Consider the following 20392-nt stretch of genomic DNA (forward strand, 5'->3'; position numbering starts at 1 on the left):
TTCAGCTATTGAGAGTCACTCTCACTGTCAACGCTAATGCGATCCAGTCGCATCTCCGTTATGGGATTGTGTCAGCACCCAGGTGCGCAGCGCGCTGGCGAGGTTCGGCGGATCGTCGGCGACGATCCTGAGCGCATCGACCTGCGCCACCAGCGCCGACAACGGCAGCGCGCGCGCGATCGCGGCCTCCTCCAGCGCTTGCCAGAACAGCGGTTCAAGGCTGATCGAGGTCTGATGCCCCGCGATCGTGATTGAGCGTTTGACCGGGCCGACGAACCCGCCGGGCGGCGCGGTGATCACGCGGATGCCCCGATCACGCCAGCGCAGCGTCTACTATGGCACGCGCGTGAATTTCGGTTGTGCCGAACAGCGGTACGGCGCTGTCCGCCGCACCGACCAGCAGCATGATCTCGGTGCAGCCGAGGATGATCGCCTCCGCCCCGCGCGCGACCAGCCGCGCGATCACGTCGCGGTACAGCGCACGCGACGAGTCGAGTACCGTGCCCCGCACCAGCTCGCGGTAGATCACGTCGTGCACGATCCCGCGATCGGCGCGCGTCGGCACGATCACGTCGAGGCCGCGCGCCTGCAACCGATCGACGTAGAACGGCTGCTCCATCGTGAAGGCGGTGCCGAGCAGGCCGACGCGGGTGAACCCCGCCCGCGTCACTGCGTCGGCGGTCGCGTCGACGACGTGGATCAGCGGCAGGTCGACGCCTTCGGTGATCGCGTCCGCAACGCGGTGCATGGTGTTGGTGCACAGCCCAAGCAGCTCGGCGCCGCCGCGCTCCGCCGCCCGTGCCGCCTCGACCATACGCGCCGCCAGCACGTCCCACTCGCCATCGTGCTGGAGCGCGACGATCTCGGCGAAATCGACCGATACCATCACGCTCTTCGCCGAATGCGTTTCGCCTATTCGGCGTCGCACCTCCTGGTTGATGATGCGATAATAGTGCGCCGAGCTCTCCCAGCTCATCCCGCCGATCAGGCCGATGGTGCGCACCGTCCGCTACTCCGCGTCGAACAGCGCCGCGAGCTGCTCGATAATCGTGCCGCCCAGTTGCTCGGCATCCATGATCGTCACCGCGCGACTGTAGTAGCGTGTCACGTCGTGCCCGATCCCGATCGCGACCAGCTCGACCGGCGAGCGACGCTCGATCCAGTCGATCACCTGGCGCAGGTGGCGTTCCAGATAGCTGCCCGAATTGACGCTGAGCGTCGAATCGTCGACCGGCGCACCGTCGGAGATGACCATCAGGATGCGGCGCTCCTCGGGCCGCGCCATCATCCGCGCGTGCGCCCACATCAACGCCTCGCCGTCGATATTCTCCTTGAGCAGCCCTTCGCGCATCATCAACCCGAGCGAGGTGCGCGCGCGCCGCCACGGCTCGTCAGCCTTCTTGTAGACGATGTGCCGCACGTCGTTGAGCCGGCCGGGCTGCGGCGGGCGGCCCGCCGACAACCACGTCTCGCGCGATTGACCGCCTTTCCAGGCGCGCGTGGTGAAGCCCAGAATCTCGGTCTTGACCCCGCAGCGCTCCAGCGTGCGCGCGAGGATGTCGGCGGAAATCGCCGCGATCGAGATCGGACGCCCGCGCATCGAACCCGAATTGTCGATCAGCAGCGTGACTACGGTGTCGCGGAAATCGGTCTCGCGCTCGATCTTGTAGCTGAGCGACTGCCCCGGCGCGGTCACCACCCGCGCCAGCCGCGCGGCGTCGAGCAACCCTTCCTCCTGATCGAAATCCCACGAGCGCGATTGCTGCGCCATCAATCGCCGCTGCAGCCGGTTGGCGAGTTTGGACACCGTCGACTGCAGGTGGACGAGCTGCTGGTCGAGATAACCGCGCAGCCGCGCCAGCTCGTCGGCGTCGCACAGGTCGGTTGCCGCCACGACCTCGTCGAACTGCGTCGACCAGACCTTATAGTCGAATTGCGGCATGTGGTCGGACGGCGGACGGTTGGGGCGGACGGGCTGCATCCCCTCCTCGCCCTCGTCGCCGGGCTCGCCGTCGACGTCGTCCATGTCGTCGCCGTCGGTTTCCTGACCCTCGCCCTCCTGCTCGTCCGACTGGCGCTCTTGCCCACGCGCCTCGGTCTGCGCCTCGCCCTCGCTCCCTTCGGCCTCGCCCTCGTCGGCCTCGTCGCTGTCCTCGCCCTCGCCGCCGGCCTCGTCCTCGCCGCCTTCCTCGTCGCTCTCCTCCGGCACCTGCTCGCCCTCGACGAGTTCGAGGTCCTCAAGCAGCTTGCGCGTCAGCCCCTGGAACGCGCGCTGGTCGTCGAGCACCAGCGACAGGGCCTCCAGGTCGACGCGCTCGCCGACCCAGTCGCGCACCAGCGCCAGTCCCGGCTCGCTCGCGACCGGCGAGGGCAGCCCGGTCAGCGCCTCGCGCACCATCAGGCCGAGCGCGGTCGACAGCGGCACCTCGCTCTGCTGGCGAGCACGCGTGATCGGGTCGGCGCGCAGCCGCACGTCGAGCGCGGTGGCGAGATTGTCCGCAATCCCCGCGTACCCGCGACTGCCCAGCGCCTCGACCCGCGCGGTCTCGACCGCGTCGTAGACGGCGCGTGCCACGGCCTCGGCCGGCGCACCGCGCGCGTGGAGCGCGGTGTCGTGATGCTTCAGCCTGAGCGCAAACGCATCGGCGAACCCGCGCGCTTCCGCCACCTGATCCGCGGGCAGCGAGCGCGCGGGCATCGGCACACGGATGTGCTTGCCCGACTGGGACGGCGCGTCGGCGGTAAAGGCGAGCTCCACCTCCGCCTCGTCCGACAGCGCGCGCGCGGTGCCGCCGAGGACGTTCTTGAACCGGTCGAGGGGCGTGTCGCTCGCCATTTACGCCTTCGCGGCCACGCTCTCGGGCAGGTCTTTCCCGAACACGCGCTGGTAATATTCCGCCACCAGCGGCCGCTCGGCGTCGTCGCACTTGTTGAGGAACGAGAGCCGGAATGCGAAACCCACGTCCTTGAAGATCAATGTGTTCTGCGCCCAGGTGATGACGGTGCGCGGGCTCATTACGGTGGAGATGTCGCCGTTAATGAAGCCCTTGCGCGTCAGGTCGGCGACGCGGACCATGTTCTCGACCGTCTTCTTGCCCTCGGGCTTGTCATACTCGCCCGATTTGGCGAGCACGATGTTCGCCTCGGTTTGCGCCGGCAGGTAGTTCAAGGTGACGACGATGTTCCAGCGGTCCATCTGGCCCTGGTTGATCTGCTGCGTGCCGTGATACAGCCCGCTGGTGTCGCCCAGACCGACCGTATTGGCGGTCGCGAACAGCCGGAAATACGGGTTGGGGCGCAGCACGCGATTCTGGTCCAGCAGCGTCAGCTTGCCCTCGGTTTCCAGCACGCGCTGGATCACGAACATCACGTCGGGACGCCCCGCGTCATATTCGTCGAAGACGAGCGCGGTCGGCGTCTGCAGCGCCCAGGGCAGCAGGCCTTCGCGGAACTCCGTCACCTGCTGGCCTTGGCGCAGCACGATCGCGTCGCGTCCGATCAGGTCGATGCGGCTGATATGCGCGTCGAGGTTGATGCGGATGCACGGCCATTTCAGCCGCGCCGCGACCTGCTCGATGTGGCTCGACTTGCCGGTGCCGTGATAGCCCTGCACCATGACGCGGCGGTTGTGCGCAAACCCCGCCAGGATCGCGAGCGTGGTGTCGGGATCGAACACATAGGCGGGGTCGAGGTCGGGCACGCGCTCGTCGGCCTCGGAGAAGGCGGGCACCTCCATGTCGCTGTCGATCCCGAACAGGTCGCGCACGCCGACCATCTTGTCGGGCGCGTCCATGATCGTGCTGTCCCGGCTGTCGGGCTGGGTGTTGGAGAGGTCGTTCATCGAGCTTGAGCCGCTTGTTTAAGAGTTGCCGCAATCAGTGCGAAGGGATCGCGTTCGCGTCAACCCGCGCGTGGGCGTCGGCCCGGCATGCACCGGCAGATGGAACGGTGAGGATAACGCCCCGGCGTTCGCGAGGTTGCCCGCGTTGGTACGCGTCCGCACGAAAGACGAGCGCGGCTTCGTTACGCTCACTCCAACGACAAGGTGGTTGCGTTCGCCGGCGTCTCGCTCATGCTGCTGCTCGGATCGACTCGCTAGAAGGAGGCCTGCCTGTGCCGCGGATGATCTTCGTCAACTTGCCGGTCAGCGACGTCGCGCGCTCCACCGCCTTCTACCAGGCAATCGGGTTCACGTTGAACCCGGACTTCTCGAACGCGCAGGCGAGCGCGATGGTATGGTCGGACGCGATCCACGTCATGCTGCTCGACCGCGGCTTTTACGCGACCTTCACCGACAAGCCGATCGCCGACACCCACGCCACCAGCGCGGCGCTGCTGTGCCTGTCGTTCGACAGCCGCGACGAGGTGGATGACATCAGTCGGGCCGCGGTCGCGGCGGGCGGACGCGAAACGCGCGCGGTAACCGATCAGGGCTTCATGTACGGCGGCGCGTTCGAGGACCCCGACGGACACACGTTCGAGACCGTGTTCATGGACACGGCCCCGGCCGCGGACTGACCTTAAGGCAGGAGAAAATGGGCCAATGACCTACGTCAACGGGTTCGTGACGCCGGTGCCCAGCGACGGGTGTGACGCCTATGTCGCCGCAGCAGGAGAGGCGTGGCCGTTGCTCGCCGAGTACGGCGCGCTCCAGATGATGGAGAATTGGGGCGACAAGGTGCCGACCGGCACGCGCACCGACTTCGCACGCGCCGTCGCGTTGCAGGACGGCGAAACGGTCGTGTTCAGCTGGGTGCTGTGGCCCGACCGCGACACCGCGGAACGCTGCGAGGCCGCGATGCACAGCGACGAGCGGTTTCAGACGCTGTCCATGCCGTTTGACGGCGCGCGCATGATCTTCGGCGGGTTCGAGACGGTGTTCCATGCCGGCGCCGGTGCGACCGGCGGCTGAGCGCGCTCACGCGAAGGCGGGTGCCTGCCGTAATTGCTGGTAGGCCGCGATCACCTTGGTCAACCGTTCCTCATGGCTGCGATCGCCGCCGTTGCGGTCGGGATGATATTTGCGCACCAGTTCGGAATAGCGTTTGCGCAAGGCTGCGCGGTCGGCATCGGGCGCGAGGCCGAGAGTGTCGAGGCTGCGGCGATCCTCACCCGACAAGGGCTTGCCGTCGCGTCGCTCGGGTGCCGTCGTGCGGCGAAAGCGCGCGCCGATCGCGTCGAGCGGATCGGCGTAATCGGCCCAGCGCGGCGGCTGGTCGCCCTGACCCGCACGTGCGAAGGCGCGGGTCTCGCGCTCCCACCCCGCGGTCGGGCTCTGCGCACGGTGGATCTCGTCGGCGCTCATGCCCTCGAAATAATTGTAGCCCGCGTTGAACGCGCGGACGTGGTCGAGGCAGAACCAGCGGAAGCGCGGCGGCGCGTCGCCGCTGCCTGGACCATCCAGCGGTGGCGCGCGGAACTCGCCCGCCTCAGCGCAGCCCGGATGATCGCAGGCACGCTGGCTGTTCTCGACGCGGCCGTGGAAACGCGTCTGCGGTCTGTCCTTCCTGATCGACACGATGGTTGAGCCTGGCGCCTTTCCCGCAAAAACTGCCTATATGGGGCCGATGACCGACCCTGCCACCGCTTCCGTCACTCCGCCCGGCCCTGTCGAGCGCGCGATCAACGAGCGCCTGACTGCCGCGCTGTCCCCCACCCACCTGCGCGTGATCAACGAGAGCGCACAGCACCGCGGCCACATGGGCGATGACGGATCGGGCGAGAGCCACTTCCGCGTCGTGATCGAGAGCGCGGCCTTCGCCGGCCAGTCGCGCGTCGCGCAGCAGCGGCTGGTCAATCGCGCGCTCGCCGACCTGCTCGCTGACCACATCCACGCGCTCGCCATCGAGGCGCGCGCGCCGGCGGAGGCAGTCGGGTGACGATGAAATTATGGTACTGGCCCGAAATTCAGGGCCGCGGCGAGTTCATCCGGCTTGCGCTGGAAGCCGCCGGCATCGCGTACGAGGATTGCGCGCGCGTGAGCGGCGCCGACGCGCTGATCGCCGACCTTGATGCGCGCAAGGGCCGCGCACCGTTCGCGCCGCCCTATCTCGACATCGATGGCTTCACGATCGCGCAGGTCGCCGACATCCTGCTCTACCTGGGCGATCGCCACGATTTGGCGCCATCGCGGATCGCCGATCGCTACTGGGTGCACCAGTTGCAACTCACGATCGCGGATTTGGTCGCGGAGGTTCACAACGTCCACCATCCCGTCGCCGTGATGGACTATTACGACGACCAGAAGCCTGAGGCGGCACGCGCGGCGCGGCAGTTTCGCGAGGAACGCCTGCCCAAGTTCCTCGACTATTTTGAGCAGGCGGCCGAGTGCAACGACGGGCCGTGGATGATCGACCACCGCTGGACCTATGCCGACACGTCGTTGTTCCAGCTGATCGAGGGACTGCGCTACGCATTCCCGCGCCGGATGGCGACGCTCACGCCCGATTACCCCGCGCTCGCGCGCATCCACGGGCTCGTCGCCGATCTGCCGGGGATCAGGCAGTATCTCGCCAGCAATCGGCGCATCGCGTTCAACGAACAGGGCATCTTCCGCCATTATCCCGAACTCGATGACGAGTGACGTGTCCGCGATGACCGTACGCGTCCCGCGGCCTGCGGCGCGCATCCTGCTGGTCGACGCGCAAGCCCGCGTGCTGCTGTTCCGCTTCACGCCTGCCGACCGGGCCCCCTTGTGGTGCACGCCCGGCGGTGCGGTCGATCCGGGCGAAAGCTACGAGGCGGCGGCGCGGCGCGAGCTGTGGGAGGAGACCGGGCTCGACCGCGACTGCGGACCACAGGTTGCGCGCCGCGTCGTCGACTTTCTCACCTTCGACCGGGTCGAGGTGACTGCGGACGAACGCTGGTTCCGCGTCGATGTCGAGCACCACAATGTCTCGGGCGCGGCACTGACCGATCAGGAACGCGAACTGATGGCGGAGGCGCGCTGGTTCACGCGCGACGAACTCGCCGACTGGGCGGAAGTGATTTATCCCGCCGATCTGCTTGCCATGCTGGAGGAAACCGATGTCCACGCCCCCAAATGACGGCGACGCGCTGATCCTGCAGACGCTCGCCCCCGCAACGCACGATCTGGGCGGGTTCAAGGTCTATCGCACGCTGCCGCACAAGGAGCGGACGATGGTCGGTCCGTTCCTGTTCTTCGACCAGATGGGACCGGCGCACCTGCCGCCCGGCGACGGCGTCGACGTGCGCCCGCATCCGCACATCGGGCTGTCGACCGTCACCTATCTGTTCGACGGCGCGTTCCAGCACCGCGATTCGCTCGGCAGCGACGTGCGGATTACGCCGGGCGCGGTGAACCTGATGACCGCGGGCTCGGGCATCGTCCACTCGGAGCGGTCGCCGCAGGACGTGCGTGCCGATGGTCCCGCACTCGCCGGCATCCAGACCTGGCTCGCACTGCCCGACCACCTGGAGGAGCATGATCCCGCGTTCGAGCATGTCGCCGCCGACGCATTGCCCGAGATTGCGTATGCCGGTGCCCGCGCGCGCGTCATCATGGGAACGCTCTGGGGCGAGCGTGCGCCGACCACGACCTGGGCCGACACAATCTACGCCGACATAACGCTAGATGCGGGCGGCAGCGTGCCGGTCGACCATTCTACTGACGAGCGCGCAATCTATCTGGCGCATGGTCAGGCGACGCTCGACGGCATGACGCTCGAGCCGCAGCGGCTCTACGTGCTGCGCCCGGGCACCAAGGCGACGCTCAGGTCGGAAACGGGCGGACGCGTGATGCTGGCTGGCGGCGCGGCCTTCTCGACCCCGCGCCACGTATGGTGGAATTTCGTGTCCTCGTCGCGCGACCGCATCCGCGAGGCACGACGCGCGTGGAAGGCGGGCGAGTTCGCGGACGTACCAGGCGATGACAAGGAGCGCATCCCGCTTCCCGAAGTCCCGAAAACGGTCAGTTACCCGTAAGTCAAAATCGCGCGCGCCTCTTGATCCGTGTCATCGTAAAGATCACAGCAAGCATAAGGGGCTGATCGTGTGAGCGTGCCTCCTGCGTGAGGGGACGGCATGAGAGCGGAAGACCTGCGCGGCGGCACCAACCGCCCCGGCGTGCCGGCATCGGCGTTCGCGATGCCACCGGGGCTCGCCGTCCGCTACGACCTGCCCGCGCCCGACCTGCTCGAGCTCGTCAGCGGTTACGCCAGCTACGGCGACGGCAACCGTGCCGAGATGATCAACTGGTTCCTGCCCGCGCCACCGATGATCTGCGTGCTGCTGGATGCAGGGCCGGTCGGGATCGCGATCCGCAACCACCGCTTCGCGCCTGCACCGGTCAGCGTGTACGGCGCAACCAGCAGCGCGTTTCGCGCGACGACCAACGGCGGCATCCAGGTCGGCATCGGGCTGACCGCGCTCGGCTGGGTGCGGATGTTCCCGCAACCGGCCTCTGCCTTCCACAACCGCGTCGTCCCGCTCGATCAGGTGCTGCCCGCCGGCATTGCGGAGCGGCTATTGGGCGAGTTGGAGAAGCTTAGCGACGAGACGCTGATCGCACCCACACTCGACGCGCTTTTGGCGCCGCTGTTCACCCGCCGCCACCCGCACGAGGACGCCATTCGCGACTTCACGCGGTTGATGCTGGTCGACGGCGTGATCGAGATTGCGGACACGGCCGATCGATTGGGGCTGACCGTCGCCACGCTGCGGCGGATCGCGATGCAGGCGTTCGGCATGCCCCCCAAGCTGCTGCTGCGCCGCGCACGCTTCCTGCGCTCGCTGGTCAAGCTGCTCGGCTCGGGCGAGCCGATGGGCTATCATCTGATCGACAGCAGCTACTACGACGCGTCACACTTCCTGCGCGATGCCAATACCTTTCTAGGCATGCCGCCGCGGCGCTTCCTTGCGCAGGGTACGACCTTCCTGACCGCGAGCATGGTCGCGCGCGCGGCGGCGATCGGCCCCGCAACGCAGGCCCTGCACGCCCTGCCGCGTCAGTCCGCCTCGTAGGCGCCGCGGCGCATGACATAGTCGCGCGTTTCGTAAGGCGGTGACAGGCCCTCGACCCAGGCGCCGTGCGCGTGCGTGAGCGCGACGAGTTCCATCGGCGTCGTCCCCGGCCAGCATTGCACCCGCACCTCATGCCGGTGCAGGTCGCGGTTCGGCTCCATCATCACCCAGGCGAGCGGCCGCTCCGCGCTCGCCCGCGCGCCAGCCGCGGCCATCGCGTCGCGAATGCGCGCGCGGCCCTCGGGCAGCAGATACTGCCACACGACCGAGTGCATCAGCACGCGCGTGACCCCCGCCGGCTGCGGCTCGGCCAGCCGTGCCTCGACCCAGTCGGCCGCGTCGCCCTGCACCAGATCGACGCCGTGGGCGCATACCATCTCGATCGCGGTGTCGAGCCGCGCCTGCCGCTCGGCCGCATCGACCCAGACGTAACCCTGCAACCGCTCCGCCGCTGCCGGTTGCGCGACATCGACCGGCGCGATGTCGACGCCGCGCGCGGATACGACCTCGATCGGCACCGCAGGCGGTGGCGCGCCGCGCCACTCGGGGCGGATCGGCAGCGGCGATCCGGACGGTCCCGCCGCGACGCCGCCCAGATCGAAGCGCATCCGACCGATCAGCAGGTTAAGCCCCGCGCTCGACCCGATCTCCAGCACCTCGACGCGTGGACCGAAGCGCGCGGCAACGTGGAGCAAACCCGTCATCAATCCCGCTGACCGCGCCGCCTCGTTAGTCTGCGGCGGACCATCCAGCCACGTCAGCAAGTCTTCGTCGAGCCGCGCCACCGCGCCGTCCAGCGCGTCGTCGACATTGCCCGCCTCAATAATCACGCTGGAAAACACCCGCGAGAGGTCGGCATCTGCGCCGCGCCGATGAAGCGCGTGCAGCCCGCCGACCAGCCGCAACACGATCGCGTCCGCGACCGGTTCGCCCGCCCAGTCGAGCACGCGTCGCCCGATCTGCGTGTCGCGCGTCAGCACGCGCCCGAGCGAACGCGACACGCGCGCGGTGATCGGCGCCGCCATCGCGTCGCAATATTGCGCCTGCACCTCGAACGCCGCCCGGTTCTCCGCCTCGCTCGCCATCGGCCCTCTCCCTTTCCTCGCCGACATTGCGCCCCTTTCACAGCGCTCGTAAAGCCCGCGGCATGTCCGCCGAACAGCCGCCAGTCGACCAACACGACGTGACCGTCATCGCGGTGCCCAAGGGCCGCATCCTCGCCGAGGCACTGCCGCTGCTCGCGCGCGCCGGCGTCGTGCCCGAGCCTGCATTTTCAGACGAGAACAGCCGCGCGCTGCGCTTCGCGACGCAGGATCCGCGCATCGCGCTGATCCGCGTCCGCGCGTTCGATGTCGCCACCTTCGTCGCGCACGGCGCGGCGCAGCTCGGCATCGTCGGGTCGGACGTGCTCGCCGAGTTCGACTATCCCGAACTCTACGCGCCGGTCGACCTCGGCATCGGGCATTGCCGTCTGTCGGTCGCGGAGCCGGCCGCGCTCGCCGAGCACGACGACCCGCGCGGGTGGAGCCACGTGCGCGTCGCGACCAAATACCCGCACCTGACCGCGCAGCATTTCGCGCGCCGCGGCGTGCAGGCGGAGTGCATCAAGCTGAACGGCGCGATGGAGCTCGCCCCGCTGCTCGGCCTCGCGCCGCGCATCGTTGATCTCGTCTCCTCGGGGCGGACGCTGAAGGAAAATGGACTGGTCGAGGTCGAGCCGATCATGGACGTGTCCGCGCGGCTCGTCGTCAACCGTGCCGCAATGAAAACGCGCGCGCACGTCTTTCCGCTGGTGGAGGCGTTCCGCCGTGCGGCCTCGGCACAGGAGCGGGCGGCGTGATCCGGCTCGACGCCGCCGACGCGAATTTCGCCGTCGCGTTCGACGCGTTGGTCGACGATCGTCGCGAGACCTCGGTCGATGTCGCGCGCGACGTGTCGACCATCATCCGCGCGGTGCGCGACGAGGGCGACGCCGCGCTCCACGCTTTCACGCAGAAGTTGGACCGGCACGATCTGAACGAGACCGGCTGGCGCGTCGACGCCGCCGACTGCGCCGCGGCGTTCGATGGGCTCGAGCCCGAACTGCGCGCCGCGCTCGAACTCGCCGCCGCACGCATCCGCGCCTATCACGAGCGGCAGCGGCCCACGGACACCGACTTCACCGATGCGGCGGGCGTGAGGCTCGGCGCACGCTGGCGCGCGGTCGATGCGGCGGGCATCTACGTGCCGGGCGGCCGCGCGGCTTATCCATCGACGCTGCTGATGAACGCCATCCCGGCGCGCGTCGCCGGGGTCGAGCGCCTGGTCGTCGTCACCCCAACGCCCGAAGGCGAGATCAACCCGCTAGTCCTCGCCGCCGCGCACCTCGTCGACGCAGACGAGGTGTGGCGCGTTGGCGGGGCGCAGGCGATCGCCGCGCTCGCCTACGGTACCGACCGCATCGCGCGCGTCGATGTCGTAACGGGTCCGGGCAATGCCTGGGTCGCCGAGGCGAAGCGGCAGGTCTACGGCGTGGTCGGCATCGACATGGTCGCGGGACCGAGCGAGATCGTCGTGGTTGCTGACGGACAGAACGACCCCGAGTGGATCGCCGCCGACCTGCTCAGCCAAGCCGAGCATGATGTCACGACGCAGTCGATCCTGCTGACCGACGATGCCTACTTCGCCACAAGGGTTGAGGAAGCGGTCGAGCGCCAACTCGCCGACCTGCCGACCGCCGCCACCGCGCGCGTAGCGTGGGAAGATAACGGCGCGGTCGTCGTGGTGCCGACGCTCGCCGACGCGATTCCGCTGGTCGACCGGCTAGCACCCGAGCACATCGAGTTCGCCTGCGACGACCCGCGCGCGCTGTTCGATCGGCTGCGCCACGCCGGCAGCGCCTTCCTCGGCCGCCACACGCCCGAGGCGATCGGGGACTATGTCGCGGGTCCGAACCACGTCCTACCAACGGGGCGCCGCGCGCGCTTCGCGAGCGGCCTCGGCGTCACCGACTTCATGAAGCGGACAAGCTTCCTGCAACTCGACGAGACCGCGCTCAACGAACTCGGTCCCGCGACGGTCGCGCTCGCGAACGCGGAGGGGCTGCCCGCGCACGCCAAATCGGTCGCGCTCAGGATCAGGGCCAACCGCTAACCGCTCGTCGCCCCGGAGCCGATCGGGGGCGACGAAGGCGCTTCTTTTACCCCGCCGACGCCATCTCGGCCGCGCGATTGGCCTTGCCCGTCGCCATCGCGGTCAGCTTGTCGTCGGTGGCATATTCCTCCGCCAGCGTTTCCTTCAGGATCGACGCAATCTCGCCGCGTCCCATCTGCTCGGCCCAGGCGATCAGCGTGCCGTAACGTGCGATCTCATAATGCTCGACCGCCTGCGCCGCCGCGATCAGCGCGGCGTCGAGCACCGCCTTGTCGGCGATCTCGCCCGCGACCTCGTTCGCTTCCTTGATGATGCCGTCGATCGCCGGGCAGGTAACGCCTGTTGCCTTCTCGCCCATTAGCCCGAAGATGCGGTCGAGCCGGTCGATCTGCCCCCGCGTCTCGCTCAGATGCTGCTCGAACCCCGCCTTCAACCCCGCGTCGCTCGCCTTGTCGATCATCTTGGGTAGCGCCTTGGTGATCTGGTTCTCGGCGTAATAGACGTCCTGCAACTGGTGCAGGAACAGGTCGTCAAAGGTTTTGATGTCCTTGGTGAACAGGCCCATGTTCGTCGCTCCCGTGATTGATGAGCTGATAACGGTGCGCACGGGCAAGTCGTTGCGCTATCAAGGCAAATTGCGGTCGAGCGGTGCCGACGCGAGGACGGGCGCCGCTCGGGGGTGACGAACGGCGCACGCGCGACTACATCGCCGCCCTTATGTCCCGCACCGCTGCCCGATCGCGCGCCCGCGCCGCCGCCCGCCTCGCCGCCGTTCAGGCGCTCTACCAGCATGAGATGGAGGGGACCAGGATCCCGCAGCTGCTGACCGAGTTCCACCACCACCGGCTGGGCGCGACGATCGAGGATGTCGAGTATGCCGACGCCGACATCGCCTTCTTCGACGATCTGGTATCGGGCACGCACGCGCGACTCGATGAGGTCGACCGGCTGATCGCCGCGCGGCTGTCGTCGGGGTGGAGCTTCGACCGGCTCGACAAGCCGATGAAGGCAATCCTGCGCGTCGGCACCTACGAACTGCTGGCGCGCAGCGACGTGCCGGTCGGCGCGGCGATCAGCGAGTATGTCGACGTGGCCGACGCCTTCTACGAACGGCGCGAGAAGGGTTTCGTCAACGGCATCCTCGACGCCGTCGCCAAGGACGTGCGCGGCGCGAGCGTTCCTGCCGCTGACGCCGGGCAAGGCTGACGATGGGCGAAGTCGTCAACCTGCGCCTTGCGCGCAAGGCGAAGGCGCGTGCCGAGGCAGAGACGACCGCCGCCACCAACCGCGCCGCCTTCGGCCGTACGAAAGCGGAGAAGCAGCGCGACGCGGCCGAGCGCGACCGGCTCGACGCCACGCTCGACGGCGCACGGCGCGAGCGCGACTGACGCGGGTGAGTGACTTCACCGCGCGAGCCGCTACCCTCGTCGCGTGACCTTCTTCGAGAGCCTTCTCGCGCTGATGCTCGCCGCGGTGGCGATGCTGCAGGTCGCGCGCCGCCTGTCGCTGCCCTACCCGACCGTGATGGCCGCCGCGGGCGTCGCGGTCGCCGCGATCCCGGGCGCGCCGGTGCTGTCGATCGATCCCGCCACCGCGCTCGCGCTGTTCATCGCGCCGATCCTGGTCGATGCGGCCTTCGACTTTCCCGTAGGCGCGGCGCGGCGGCTGATGCTGCCGCTGATCGTCTACGCGGGGGTGGCGGTGCTCGCGACCGCGGGGTTCGTCGCCTGGATCGGCTGGTACACGATCGGCCTCCCGGTCGCCGCTGCGCTGACACTCGGCGCGATCGTTGCGCCGCCCGACGCGGCCGCGGCCACCGCGGTGCTGACCAACCTGCCCGTCGCCAAGCGGGTCGAGGCGGTGCTGAAGGGCGAGAGCCTGTTCAACGACGCGACGGCGCTCTTGCTGTTCAACGCCGCGCTTGCCGCGCAGATGAGCGGCACGTTCGACTGGGGCACCGGTGCTCGCTTCGCGCTGGCGGCACCCGGCGGCATCGTGTTCGGCATCGCCTACGGGCTGCTGGTGCGCCGGTTGCAGCCGCACGTCGAGAAGACGGTCGGCGGCACGCTCCTGCAGTTCCTGCACGCCTTCGTCGCCTGGATCGTCGCCGAGCATCTGCATCTGTCTGCCGTGCTCGCGGTGGTGGCGAGCGCGATGACGATCGCGGCGAACACGAACCGCACCACGCCCAGAATGCGCGTCCACTCCTACGCGGTGTGGACCACCGTCGTGTTCCTGTTGAACGTCTTCGCCTTCCTGCTGATGGGCGAGCAGTCACGCAACATCCTGTCGGCAATGTCGGGGCAGGAACTGGTCAACGCCGGCTGGCTCGCCCTGTGGGTGGTCTTGGGGGTGGTCGCCACGCGGTTGCTGATCGCGTTCGGCTATCGCGGCGTCGTGCTGTGGCGCGTGCGCCGCGGGCAGCGGGTGGCGAAGATCAGCCCGGCGGAGACGTTCCTGCTCGGCTGGTCGGGGATGCGTGGGCTCGTCACGCTCGCCACCGCCTTCGCGCTGCCCGCCGGTTTTCCGCAACGCGACTCGGTGGTGCTCGCCGCCTTCGCGGTCGTGCTCGCGACCGTGGTGATCCAGGGCGCTACGCTGAACCCGCTGATACGCTGGCTGGGGATCGGCCGGGCGAAGGAGGCGCGCGAGGAGGTCGACCACGCGCGGCTCCAACTCGCGGAAGCGGCGCTCGCGCGACTGGTCGGTGAAAACGGCGAAGCGGCCGAACAATTGCGCCGCGAGTATCTGGACATTCGCGACGGCGTGTCGGGCAAGGACCCCGACACGCTCAACCGCCGCCACGGCCTCGCCATCGCCGCCGTCCTCGCGCAGCGCGACCGGCTCGAGGCGCTGCGCCACGACCAGTCGATCAGCAGCGACACCTACCTGCTGCTGCAGGAAGCGCTCGACTGGCGCCAGCTCACCGTATCGGGTGACGAGGATCGCCGGATCGAGGAGAATTGAGCGTGGACGAACGCGCTTTCCTCAATGCGCTGCGCACGCTGCCGCTTCACCTTGGGGCGGCTGGCCTGACCGACGATACCGCGATGCTCGCCGGGATGGTCGTCACCACCGACACGATGGTCGAGGGCGTACATTTTCTTCCCTCTGATCCGGCGGACGATGTCGCGTGGCGGCTGGTCGCGACCAACCTGTCCGATCTCGCCGCAAAGGGCGCGTTGGTTGAGGGCGTGCTGCTCAACTATCCGTTATCGGAAGTGGCGTGGGACGGCGCCTTCCTGCGTGGGTTCCGCGCGGTACTGGCGCAGTATGACGCGCCGCTGCTGGGCGGCGACACCGTGTCGCTGCCGCCGGGCGCACCGCGCGTGCTGACGCTGACCGCATTCGGCGCCGATGCCGCGGCACCACCGCGTTCGGGCGCACGCGCGGGTGATGCACTGTGGGTCACCGGCACGATCGGGGACGCGGGTCCGGGTCTCGCGATCGCGCGAAGCAACCAGGCGCGCGACGCCGACGAGGCATGGCTGCTCGCCCGCTTTCGTCGGCCGACCCCGCGCCTTGTCGAGGGGCGAGTACTCGCGCCCTACGTCCGCGCGATGATGGACGTGTCCGACGGGCTGCTGATCGACGCCGCACGCATGGCGGAGGCGAGCGGATTGGCGGTGACGGTTGACCTCGCCTCGGTGCCGCTCTCGGTGCCCGCGCGCCGATACGGATCGACCCCGCTCGCCGCCGCGACGGCCGGTGACGATTACGAGCTGCTGTTCGCCGCACCGGCCGACTGGATACCGCCGGTTGCAGCCACGCGCGTCGGCGCGTTCGCGCCCGGCCGCGGGCTTACACTCGTCGACGATGGCGCGCCCGTCCCGCTGCCGGCACACCTGGGTTATCAGCACAACGCTTGACTTCGCGTGGCGTTGGGTGCCCCTTCGTGCCCGAGGCGAGCGCGAGCGAACATCGCGCCGCCAAAAATAGGAGGGAAGAACGGGCATGACGAGCGTCTATGTCGCCATCCTCTGCGGCTTGGTGGCCGTGGCCTATGGCATCCTCACCAGCGGCCAGGTGCTGCGACAACCCACCGGCAACGAGCGCATGCAGGACATCGCCGCCGCGATCCAGGAGGGCGCGAAGGCGTATCTCGGCCGGCAATACACCACCATCGCGATCGTCGGCGTGATCGTCGCGGCCGTGCTGTTCGCGACGCTCGGTCTGCTGTCCACCACCGGGTTCGTGATCGGGGCTTTGCTGTCGGGGGTGGCGGGCTACGTCGGGATGAACATTTCGGTGCGCGCCAACGTCCGCACCGCGGAGGCCGCGCGCGGCAGCCTGCAGGGCGGGCTCACCACCGCCTTCCGATCGGGCGCGGTGACGGGGATGCTGGTCGCGGGCCTCGGTCTGCTCGCGATCGCGGGCTTCTTCTGGTACCTCGTCGGCCCGGGCGGACGTGCCCCCAACGACCGCGCGATCGTGGAGGCGCTGACCGCGCTCGCGTTCGGCGCGTCGCTGATCTCGATCTTCGCGCGGCTGGGCGGCGGCATCTTCACCAAGGCGGCCGACGTCGGCGCCGACCTGGTCGGCAAGGTCGAGGCCGGCATCCCGGAGGACGATCCCCGCAACCCCGCGGTCATTGCCGACAACGTTGGAGACAACGTCGGCGACTGCGCCGGCATGGCGGCCGACCTGTTCGAGACCTACGTCGTCACGCTGGGCGTCACGATGATCTCGATCGCGCTCCTCATCCCCGCCGACGCGGCCGAGCTGCTCAGATTGATGAGCCTTCCGCTGATCGTCGGCGGCGTGTGCATCGTGACCAGCATCATCGGCACCTATATGGTGCGGCTGGGGCGTGGTGGCTCGATCATGGGCGCGCTCTACAAGGGGTTCTGGACCTCGGCGCTGCTCTCCATCCCCGCGATCTACGCCGTGACGCGCTGGACATTGGGCGACATGAGCGCGGTGATCGGCGGCGCGGGCTTCCTCGATCCCGCGGGCGATGATCTGACGACGGGTGCCGACACTGCGACGCAAGGCAGCGGCGCAATCGCGTCGTTCACCGGCAACGACCTGTTCTGGTGCATGCTGATCGGCCTCGCAGTCACGGGGCTGATCGTGTGGATCACCGAATATTACACCGGCACCAACTACCGCCCCGTGAAGTCGATCGCCAAGGCGTCGGAAACCGGCCACGGCACCAACGTGATCCAGGGCCTGGCGATCAGCCTGGAGGCGACCGCGCTGCCCACGATCGTCATCGTCGTCGCCGTCATCGCCGCCTACAAGCTCGCCGGGATCATCGGCATCGCGTTCGGCGCGACCGCGATGCTGGCGCTCGCGGGTATGGTCGTCGCGCTCGACGCCTATGGACCCGTCACCGACAATGCCGGCGGCATCGCCGAAATGGCGGGGCTGGAAGACGAGGTCCGCGCGCGTACCGATGCGCTCGACGCGGTCGGCAACACGACCAAGGCGGTGACCAAGGGCTACGCGATCGGCTCGGCCGGGCTCGCCGCATTGGTGCTGTTCGGTGCCTATACGACCGATCTCGCGACCTACTTCCCCGATCTGACGGTCGATTTCAGCCTATCCAACCCGTACGTGATCGTCGGACTTCTGCTCGGTGCGCTGCTGCCGTACCTGTTCGGCGCGTTCGGCATGACCGCAGTGGGGCGCGCGGCCGGCGCAGTGGTCGAGGAGGTGCGCGGGCAGTTCCGCGACAATCCCGGCATCATGCAGGGAACCAGCCGTCCGAACTACGGCCGCACCGTCGACCTCGTCACACGCGCCGCGATCCGCGAGATGATCATACCCTCGCTGCTGCCCGTGCTTTCCCCAATCGCGCTCTACTTCATCGTACGCGCCGTCGACGGGCAGGCCAGCGCCTTCGCCGCGGTTGGCGCGATGCTCTTGGGCGTCATCGTCTCGGGACTGTTCGTCGCGCTGTCGATGACATCCGGGGGCGGCGCTTGGGACAATGCCAAGAAATATATCGAGGACGGCAACCACGGCGGCAAGGGATCGGAGGCGCACAAGGCCGCGGTCACCGGCGACACGGTCGGCGACCCGTACAAGGACACCGCCGGTCCCGCGGTCAATCCGATGATCAAGATCACCAACATCGTCGCCCTGCTGCTGCTCGCGGCACTGGCGGGCGGCGCGGGCTGACGGCGCGTCGGGCCGGGAAGCGGTGTCAGCCGCTGCTCGCCTTGCCCGATCACGGCAAAGCGCCCATATCATCGGTGTCGGCCGGACTCGCATCGCGCGGGTCCGGTCATTGTTGCTTGTCCGGCGCTCCTTCCCTTTTGGCCGTGCTTCGGCTAAGGGCGCGCTCGTCCAATCCCGAAAGAGACACCGTTTGGCGAAAGAAGAACTCCTCGAAATGCGCGGCCAGGTGGTCGAGCTGCTGCCCAACGCGATGTTCCGCGTCCGGCTCGAGAACGATCACGAAATCCTCGGCCACACCGCGGGCAAGATGCGCAAGAACCGCATCCGCGTGCTCGTCGGCGACGAGGTGCTGGTCGAACTGACCCCGTACGATCTGACAAAGGGGCGGATCACCTACCGCTTCATGCCCGGCCGCGGCGGCCCCGGCCCGCAATAATCGCGCCGGGCGGTCTTCGCCCGTTTTCGCCGATGCCACTCGTCCTCGCTTCCTCCTCGCCGCGCCGGCGCGACCTGCTCGCGCGCCTCGGTGCCGCGCCCGACCGGGTCGCTGCGCCCGAGATCGATGAAACGCCGCTCAAGGGCGAGTTGCCCCGCGCCTACGCGCTGCGCCTCGCCGTCGAGAAGGCACGCGCCGTTGCCCGCGCGGACGGGGAGGTCGTGCTAGCCGGCGACACCACGATCGCGCTTGGCCGGCGCATCCTGCCGCCTGCCACGACCGAGGAGGTCCAGTGCGACCTGCTGTCCGCGCTGTCGGGACGTCGCCACCACGCGCTGTCCGCCGTCTGCGTCATCGACGCCGCGGGCAGTGAACGCACGCGGCTCGCCGACACGATCGTCGCATTCAAGCCGCTGACCGCGCGCGAGATCGATGCTTATATCGCGTGCGGCGAGGGGATCGGCAAAGCGGGCGGCTACGCGATCCAGGGCCGCGCAGAGGGCTGGGTCCGCTTCCTCGCGGGCAGCCACTCGGGTGTGATCGGCCTTCCCCTGTTCGAGACGCGCGCGCTGCTCGTCACCGCCGGCATCCTTGCCTGAAGCGTACTGGCTCTACGAGGACGGGATCGGCGAGGCGCGCGCCACGCTGATCGACGACGACCGTATTCTCGCCGCCCGCATCGAACTGCCCGGCCGCCTGCGCGTCGGCACCGTCGCGCGCGCGCGGCTGACCGAGTTCCAGCTCGCGACGCTCGATACGGGCGAGCAGGTGATGCTCGATCGTCGCCCGCCCGGTGTGACGCTCGGTTCCGCGATCACGGTCGAGGTTGTGCGTGAGGCGATCCCCGAACCCGGCCGCGCCAAGCGCGCGCGCGGGCGGATGACCGACGCGACGCCGGCGACCGGCCCAAATCTGCTCGCCCGCATAACTGCAACCGGGGTGCCGGTCCGCACCTTGCGCGCGCACGAGCCCGACCTGCTCGAACAGGCCGGCTGGTCGGAGGTGCTCGACGAGGCGCTGTTCGGCGAAATCGCGTTCGCGGGCGGCGCGCTGCGCATGTCGCCGACGCCGGCGATGACGCTGTTCGACGTCGACGGCGACGGTCCGCTCGACGTATTGGCCGAGCGCGCCGCGGTGGCGGTCGCGCACGCGATCCGGCGGCACGGTATCGGCGGCTCCATCGGCGTCGACTTTCCTAGCGTCACTGGCAAGGCCACGCGGCAGGCGGTTGCGGCCGCGATCGACGCGCATTTGGCGCTCCCGTTCGAGCGCACCGCGGTCAACGGCTTCGGCTTCATGCAGATCGTCCGCCCGCGCCCGCGCGCCTCGCTGCCCGAGTTGCTGCGCGACGACCTCGCCGCCGCATCGACGCGCGCCGCGCTGCGCCAGATCGAGCGTGTTCCCGCAACCGCGCCCAATCGTCATCGCCTGTCCGGACCAGTCGGCGCCTGCCTCGACGCGCATCCGGACTGGCTCGACGAACTGGTGCGCCGCACCGGCCGCACGCCTATATTCAACGCATGACGACTGCCCGCTGCCCGATCTGCACCGCACCTGCGCTGCCTGAACACGCGCCCTTCTGCAGCCGCGGGTGCAAGGACCGCGACCTGCTGCAATGGCTGGGCGAGGGATATCGCATCCCCGGCCCCGCCGCCGACGAAGAAGCGCTGGACAGCCTCCGCAACCCCGACTAAGGACGCCGCTCACCGCTGCTCA

Annotated in this window: 25 protein-coding genes; 18 read left to right on the forward strand and 7 right to left on the reverse strand. The window is 68.8% G+C overall.

The window, feature by feature from the left end; all coding sequences use genetic code 11:
• Nucleotides 1–33 precede the first annotated feature (33 nt).
• From BMW51_RS07205 to cobS, 4 genes are read right to left on the reverse strand one after another with little or no spacing between them, the layout of a single operon-like run.
• Nucleotides 34–300, reverse strand: coding sequence for a ribbon-helix-helix domain-containing protein (locus BMW51_RS07205; protein ID WP_093004819.1), 267 nt, complete (start codon nt 298–300; stop codon nt 34–36).
• A 13-nt stretch (nt 301–313) separates the two neighbouring features.
• A complete protein-coding gene (locus BMW51_RS07210; RefSeq protein ID WP_093004821.1) occupies nt 314–1003 on the reverse strand; it encodes an aspartate/glutamate racemase family protein in 690 nt (229 codons plus the stop codon).
• Nucleotides 1004–1009: 6 nt separating this feature from the next.
• Nucleotides 1010–2836 carry a cobaltochelatase subunit CobT gene (gene cobT / locus BMW51_RS07215; protein WP_093004823.1) on the reverse strand — a complete coding sequence of 609 codons (1827 nt, stop codon included), beginning with the start codon at nt 2834–2836 and terminating at the stop codon, nt 1010–1012.
• Nucleotides 2837–3841 carry a cobaltochelatase subunit CobS gene (gene cobS, locus BMW51_RS07220; RefSeq protein WP_093004825.1) on the reverse strand — a complete coding sequence of 335 codons (1005 nt, stop codon included), beginning with the start codon at nt 3839–3841 and terminating at the stop codon, nt 2837–2839. It abuts the gene before it with no gap.
• A 281-nt stretch (nt 3842–4122) separates the two neighbouring features.
• Here cobS and BMW51_RS07225 point away from each other — a divergent pair, with 281 nt between their 5' ends.
• Both BMW51_RS07225 and BMW51_RS07230 read left to right on the forward strand, forming a co-directional pair.
• Nucleotides 4123–4518 (forward strand): VOC family protein, encoded by a 396-nt coding sequence (locus BMW51_RS07225; RefSeq protein ID WP_342723624.1) that lies wholly within the window; start codon nt 4123–4125, stop codon nt 4516–4518.
• A 25-nt stretch (nt 4519–4543) separates the two neighbouring features.
• Nucleotides 4544–4912 (forward strand): DUF1428 domain-containing protein, encoded by a 369-nt coding sequence (locus tag BMW51_RS07230; RefSeq protein WP_093004829.1) that lies wholly within the window; start codon nt 4544–4546, stop codon nt 4910–4912.
• A 6-nt stretch (nt 4913–4918) separates the two neighbouring features.
• On the opposite strand, the gene BMW51_RS07235 is transcribed toward BMW51_RS07230, so the two are convergent.
• On the reverse strand, nt 4919–5512 hold the full coding sequence (locus BMW51_RS07235; RefSeq protein ID WP_425440980.1) for a J domain-containing protein: 594 nt from the start codon (nt 5510–5512) through the stop codon (nt 4919–4921).
• A gap of 55 nt (nt 5513–5567) precedes the next feature.
• Here BMW51_RS07235 and BMW51_RS07240 point away from each other — a divergent pair, with 55 nt between their 5' ends.
• The 5 genes from BMW51_RS07240 to BMW51_RS07260 all read left to right on the forward strand — a co-directional run bounded on the left by BMW51_RS07240 (nt 5568) and on the right by BMW51_RS07260 (nt 8982).
• The gene (locus BMW51_RS07240; protein ID WP_093005163.1) at nt 5568–5879 is read left to right on the forward strand and encodes a BolA family protein; all 312 of its coding nucleotides are present in this window, start codon (nt 5568–5570) and stop codon (nt 5877–5879) included.
• 2 nt (nt 5880–5881) lie between these two features.
• The gene (locus tag BMW51_RS07245; protein ID WP_177171589.1) at nt 5882–6583 is read left to right on the forward strand and encodes a glutathione S-transferase; all 702 of its coding nucleotides are present in this window, start codon (nt 5882–5884) and stop codon (nt 6581–6583) included.
• 10 nt (nt 6584–6593) lie between these two features.
• Nucleotides 6594–7046, forward strand: a complete 453-nt coding sequence (locus BMW51_RS07250) for an NUDIX hydrolase (protein ID WP_177171569.1) — start codon at nt 6594–6596, stop codon at nt 7044–7046.
• Complete coding sequence (locus BMW51_RS07255; protein ID WP_093004835.1) at nt 7027–7944, forward strand: pirin family protein; 918 nt, start codon at nt 7027–7029, stop codon at nt 7942–7944. Before BMW51_RS07250 ends, BMW51_RS07255 begins: the two co-directional genes overlap by 20 nt.
• Before the next feature lie 99 nt (nt 7945–8043).
• Nucleotides 8044–8982 (forward strand): helix-turn-helix domain-containing protein, encoded by a 939-nt coding sequence (locus BMW51_RS07260; RefSeq protein WP_093004837.1) that lies wholly within the window; start codon nt 8044–8046, stop codon nt 8980–8982.
• On the opposite strand, the gene BMW51_RS07265 is transcribed toward BMW51_RS07260, so the two are convergent.
• Nucleotides 8967–10067, reverse strand: a complete 1101-nt coding sequence (locus BMW51_RS07265; protein ID WP_093004839.1) for a DUF2332 domain-containing protein — start codon at nt 10065–10067, stop codon at nt 8967–8969. The two genes, BMW51_RS07260 and BMW51_RS07265, sit on opposite strands and share 16 nt — an antisense overlap.
• Before the next feature lie 62 nt (nt 10068–10129).
• Here BMW51_RS07265 and hisG point away from each other — a divergent pair, with 62 nt between their 5' ends.
• Both hisG and hisD read left to right on the forward strand, forming a co-directional pair.
• Nucleotides 10130–10822, forward strand: a complete 693-nt coding sequence (gene hisG, locus BMW51_RS07270) for an ATP phosphoribosyltransferase (protein WP_093004841.1) — start codon at nt 10130–10132, stop codon at nt 10820–10822.
• On the forward strand, nt 10819–12114 hold the full coding sequence (gene hisD, locus BMW51_RS07275; RefSeq protein WP_093004843.1) for a histidinol dehydrogenase: 1296 nt from the start codon (nt 10819–10821) through the stop codon (nt 12112–12114). The genes hisG and hisD overlap by 4 nt, the downstream gene beginning before the upstream one ends.
• 46 nt (nt 12115–12160) lie before the next feature.
• On the opposite strand, the gene BMW51_RS07280 is transcribed toward hisD, so the two are convergent.
• Complete coding sequence (locus BMW51_RS07280; protein ID WP_093004845.1) at nt 12161–12679, reverse strand: YciE/YciF ferroxidase family protein; 519 nt, start codon at nt 12677–12679, stop codon at nt 12161–12163.
• Nucleotides 12680–12831: 152 nt separating this feature from the next.
• Here BMW51_RS07280 and nusB point away from each other — a divergent pair, with 152 nt between their 5' ends.
• The 9 genes from nusB to BMW51_RS07325 all read left to right on the forward strand — a co-directional run bounded on the left by nusB (nt 12832) and on the right by BMW51_RS07325 (nt 20370).
• Nucleotides 12832–13320, forward strand: a complete 489-nt coding sequence (gene nusB, locus BMW51_RS07285) for a transcription antitermination factor NusB (protein WP_093004847.1) — start codon at nt 12832–12834, stop codon at nt 13318–13320.
• 2 nt (nt 13321–13322) lie between these two features.
• Nucleotides 13323–13502, forward strand: coding sequence for a DUF4169 family protein (locus tag BMW51_RS07290; RefSeq protein ID WP_093004849.1), 180 nt, complete (start codon nt 13323–13325; stop codon nt 13500–13502).
• Between the two features lie 43 nt (nt 13503–13545).
• Nucleotides 13546–15081, forward strand: coding sequence for a cation:proton antiporter (locus BMW51_RS07295; RefSeq protein WP_093004851.1), 1536 nt, complete (start codon nt 13546–13548; stop codon nt 15079–15081).
• Nucleotides 15082–15083: 2 nt separating this feature from the next.
• Nucleotides 15084–15983, forward strand: coding sequence for a thiamine-phosphate kinase (thiL, locus tag BMW51_RS07300; protein ID WP_093004853.1), 900 nt, complete (start codon nt 15084–15086; stop codon nt 15981–15983).
• A gap of 85 nt (nt 15984–16068) precedes the next feature.
• Nucleotides 16069–18240 (forward strand): sodium-translocating pyrophosphatase, encoded by a 2172-nt coding sequence (locus BMW51_RS07305; RefSeq protein WP_093004855.1) that lies wholly within the window; start codon nt 16069–16071, stop codon nt 18238–18240.
• Between the two features lie 190 nt (nt 18241–18430).
• Nucleotides 18431–18676 carry a translation initiation factor IF-1 gene (gene infA, locus BMW51_RS07310; protein ID WP_026325702.1) on the forward strand — a complete coding sequence of 82 codons (246 nt, stop codon included), beginning with the start codon at nt 18431–18433 and terminating at the stop codon, nt 18674–18676.
• 32 nt (nt 18677–18708) lie between these two features.
• Nucleotides 18709–19275 carry a Maf family protein gene (locus tag BMW51_RS07315; RefSeq protein ID WP_093004857.1) on the forward strand — a complete coding sequence of 189 codons (567 nt, stop codon included), beginning with the start codon at nt 18709–18711 and terminating at the stop codon, nt 19273–19275.
• Nucleotides 19268–20200, forward strand: coding sequence for an Rne/Rng family ribonuclease (locus tag BMW51_RS07320; protein ID WP_093004859.1), 933 nt, complete (start codon nt 19268–19270; stop codon nt 20198–20200). The genes BMW51_RS07315 and BMW51_RS07320 overlap by 8 nt, the downstream gene beginning before the upstream one ends.
• Complete coding sequence (locus BMW51_RS07325; protein ID WP_093004861.1) at nt 20197–20370, forward strand: DNA gyrase inhibitor YacG; 174 nt, start codon at nt 20197–20199, stop codon at nt 20368–20370. The genes BMW51_RS07320 and BMW51_RS07325 overlap by 4 nt, the downstream gene beginning before the upstream one ends.
• The last annotated feature ends 22 nt before the right edge of the window (nt 20371–20392 follow it).

This window comes from Sphingomonas palmae (assembly GCF_900109565.1).
Taxonomy (GTDB): domain Bacteria; phylum Pseudomonadota; class Alphaproteobacteria; order Sphingomonadales; family Sphingomonadaceae; genus Sphingomonas; species Sphingomonas palmae.